The following is a 2994-nucleotide window of genomic DNA, read 5'->3' on the forward strand; positions in this document are numbered from 1 at the left end:
CCTTTCACAACAAGCCGACGCGCTTTTTGCGTCGGCGCAGCGCGCCTAATGGAAGCAAGCTGTGCGGATTGGCGCGCCTTTTTGCGCCAATCCGCACAGCATCCCCATGGGGGTAGATCTGGCGAGCCATTGCGCACCGGGTAGGTCTGGCGAGCCATTGCGCACCGGGTAGGTCTGGCGAGCCATTGCGCACCGGGTAGGTCTGGCGAGCCATTGCGCACCGGGTAGATCTGGCGAGCCATTGCGCACCGGGTAGAGCTGGCGAGCCAGCACGAACCTGGATAGTTATTATTGAGAGAGCTGCGTGGCCTCGACCAATCTGGAGTCAGAGATGAAACAGAGCAACAGGTTGGAGCTGACCTGGATCGGCAAGGATAATCAACCGCCGCAGGGGGCGCACTTTCTTGTTGAGGATCATAACTTTTCTTATAACAATACGCGGCAGGGTGCAGCGGAGGAGTTGACTGATAATCGTTTAATTTATGGGGATAATCTGTTTGCGTTGCAGGCATTGGAGCCGGAGTTTGCTGGCAAAATCAAATGTATCACCATTGATCCTCCCTATAACACCGGTTCGGTTTTCAGCCACTATGGGGACAGTATGGAGCATGGGCAATGGCTTTCGCTGATGCGCAACCGCTTGTTGCTATTCTATCGTTTATTGCATCCGCAAGAGGGCTCTTTATGGGTTTCCATAGATGACTATGAGGCTCCTTATCTGCGAATTGTGTTGGATGAGATATTTGGCAGAGAAAATTTTATTGCGCAAAATGTCTGGCAAAAGCGCTATTCGCGGGAAAACCGGCAAGCAATAGGCGATGTGCATGAATATGTTATTGTGTATGCCCGGGATCCGGTGCGTTTCAAGGCGATTCGCAACAAGGTTTTTCCGAGCAGTGCCCAGGAAAAGGTTTACAGAAATCCGAACAATGATCCGCGTGGACGCTGGCGTACCATACCGCTGACTGCTCAGGAAGGGCATGCCACAGCCGAGCAATTTTATCCTGTCACAACGCCTGCGGGAAAAGTTTTCTATCCGCCAAAGGGGCGCTGTTGGGGGATCAGTAAAGCCACTTTTGAAAAATTGTTGGCGGAAGGTCGTATCTATTTTGGCAAAAAGGGTGATGCCCAACCGACGATGATACGCTATTTATCGGAGGTGGATGGTTATGTCCCCTGGACCTGGTGGCCGCATGAAGAGGTGGGCCATACTGATGAGGCAAAAAAAGAGATCCATGCGTTGTTTGGAAAAACAGATGCTTTTGCCACACCCAAGCCAGAGCGATTGTTGCGACGGATTTTGCAAATAGCCAGCAACCCAGGCGATTGGGTGTTGGACTCTTTTGCGGGTTCTGGAACCAGCGGAGCGGTTGCCCATAAGATGCGGCGACGTTGGATCATGGTGGAGCGGGGTGAACAGTGTCATACCCATATCATCCCACGCCTGAAAAAGGTGATCGATGGCGACGATCCGGGCGGGATCACCGCAGCGGTTCAGTGGTCGGGAGGTGGTGGTTTTCGCTATTTTCGTTTGCTGCAGGGACCAGGCACATAGAGTAAGCATGCCAAGGGTGTCTCTCACGTGGTTGAAGAATGTGTAACATGCAAAATGCGGCTTTCGGTGTCTTCCTGCGCCCAGGTCAGGCCGCATGCCTCGGACACCCAAAGCCCATGGCGAAACATAGCAACACAAGGCAACTCTCTCGCGCCTTGTTGCAGCCACCTTTGATGTCCTCGATAAGCTTTTCAACCTCAAGGCCGGTGAGGTGTTTTCGTTTGTTACTCATCAAGTTTGAAGCCCCTTAACCAAGCCGACGCATTGGCATAGGTGGGACAGGATATCGTCCCATTTTGGCATTCCAATACGCCCATGAGCGAGGATCAATAATGCCTGCTGGCGCATGGTCGAGCGCGTCGCGAAGATCATCTTCTGTCAGAAAACGTCTCAACAGATTCATCTCCTCGTGCGTTGCCCGCGCCAGCGCATAGGCGGTAAAACGGAATGTGTCGGAGAGTGCTTCTTCCGGTTCCTCGAACCAGACAAGGCGACGCGCAAGAGCTTCCGTATCAGGTGTAAGGGGAATGATTTTCATGATGACAGCCCCATCTCTGGGTTGGCAGCGCGACAAGGCGCGGTAATCACAGGGAGACGATCAAGGTCAACAGCGCATGCGGCCTTCACTAACCGATCCTTAACTGATTGTGGCAGGCGGTGAAGATTTCCATCTTCAAAGTAGGAGAGTGCTTTCAATGTGTTTTGTGGATTGAACTGTGTCCCGTAGATCGCCCGTGCGGCGGCAAGTGCCGACGGAAGATCAATCCTGCCACCGGTCAGAAGAGCATCTATGTCGAGGTAGTCTTTTGCTTCGGCTCGCATCTGCACCACGGAAGCCTTCATTCCCGCGAGGTCAAGCAACGCGGCCACCTGCAACCCATTATCCGGCGCGGTAAGCGGAGAGAGCAAACGTGGAATCTCTGGTAATCCGAAAAATGAAAGCTTGACCACGCCCCCGCGGTCAACCGTGCAACTGAACGTGTCGGGCTGACGCTGCGTGACAATGGCTCCCGCGAGAAAGGGAATGGCTGGAACCAGTCTTGCTGGGTCGAGCGGCTTGTTACCGAAGAAATCGAAATCCACGGACTCACGGTGTCCGAGGTGAAGTGCAATTGCTGTCCCACCATAGAGCACGAATTCCGCCGGTATGACGGTGAGTTCATCCCACAAACAACGCTGTGGCGGCGGCAAGATATCGAGACGGGGGATAAAATCACAGGTCATGCAGGAATCTCTGGTTCGTCATTCATCAAGGTTTTAAGGTGGGCAAGATCAAAGTTGCCACGCAAGGGATTCTCGAAAAGCTCCGATCTTGTGAATAAATCTACTGTGCAGCCCATGGGCGGCGTTGCAGGCTCATTCGCTTCTCGCAATCAGCTTGATATGTCTCGTCGCTCATTCGCCTGCGCCTTACCCATGTGCTTGCTCGCGACTCATTC

The 2994-nt window shown here is 53.3% G+C and carries 3 protein-coding genes; 1 reads left to right on the plus strand and 2 read right to left on the minus strand.

The genetic code is table 11. The annotated features are described in order from the left end of the window. The first annotated feature begins 331 nt into the window (after positions 1-331). Positions 332-1555, plus strand: coding sequence for a site-specific DNA-methyltransferase (locus EJP87_RS15045; RefSeq protein ID WP_130472679.1), 1224 nt, complete (start codon positions 332-334; stop codon positions 1553-1555). A 247-nt stretch (positions 1556-1802) separates the two neighbouring features. Here EJP87_RS15045 and EJP87_RS15050 read toward each other — a convergent pair whose 3' ends face one another. Continuing rightward, positions 1803-2093 carry a hypothetical protein gene (locus EJP87_RS15050; RefSeq protein ID WP_130472680.1) on the minus strand — a complete coding sequence of 97 codons (291 nt, stop codon included), beginning with the start codon at positions 2091-2093 and terminating at the stop codon, positions 1803-1805. Beyond that, complete coding sequence (locus tag EJP87_RS15055; protein ID WP_130472681.1) at positions 2090-2779, minus strand: nucleotidyl transferase AbiEii/AbiGii toxin family protein; 690 nt, start codon at positions 2777-2779, stop codon at positions 2090-2092. The genes EJP87_RS15050 and EJP87_RS15055 overlap by 4 nt, the downstream gene beginning before the upstream one ends. Positions 2780-2994: the final 215 nt, after the last annotated feature.

The sequence above is a fragment of the Candidatus Magnetaquicoccus inordinatus genome (assembly GCF_004217665.1).
In the GTDB taxonomy this organism is placed as follows: Bacteria; Pseudomonadota; Magnetococcia; order Magnetococcales; family Magnetaquicoccaceae; genus Magnetaquicoccus; species Magnetaquicoccus inordinatus.

Bases quoted from the DNA above. Each gene is read 5' to 3' on its own strand.
- EJP87_RS15055 (WP_130472681.1), bottom strand. From the start codon at position 2,779: ATGACCTGTGATTTTATCCCCCGTCTCGATATCTTGCCGCCGCCACAG.
- EJP87_RS15050 (WP_130472680.1), bottom strand. From the start codon at position 2,093: ATGAAAATCATTCCCCTTACACCTGATACGGAAGCTCTTGCGCGTCGC.
- EJP87_RS15045 (WP_130472679.1), top strand. From the start codon at position 332: ATGAAACAGAGCAACAGGTTGGAGCTGACCTGGATCGGCAAGGATAAT.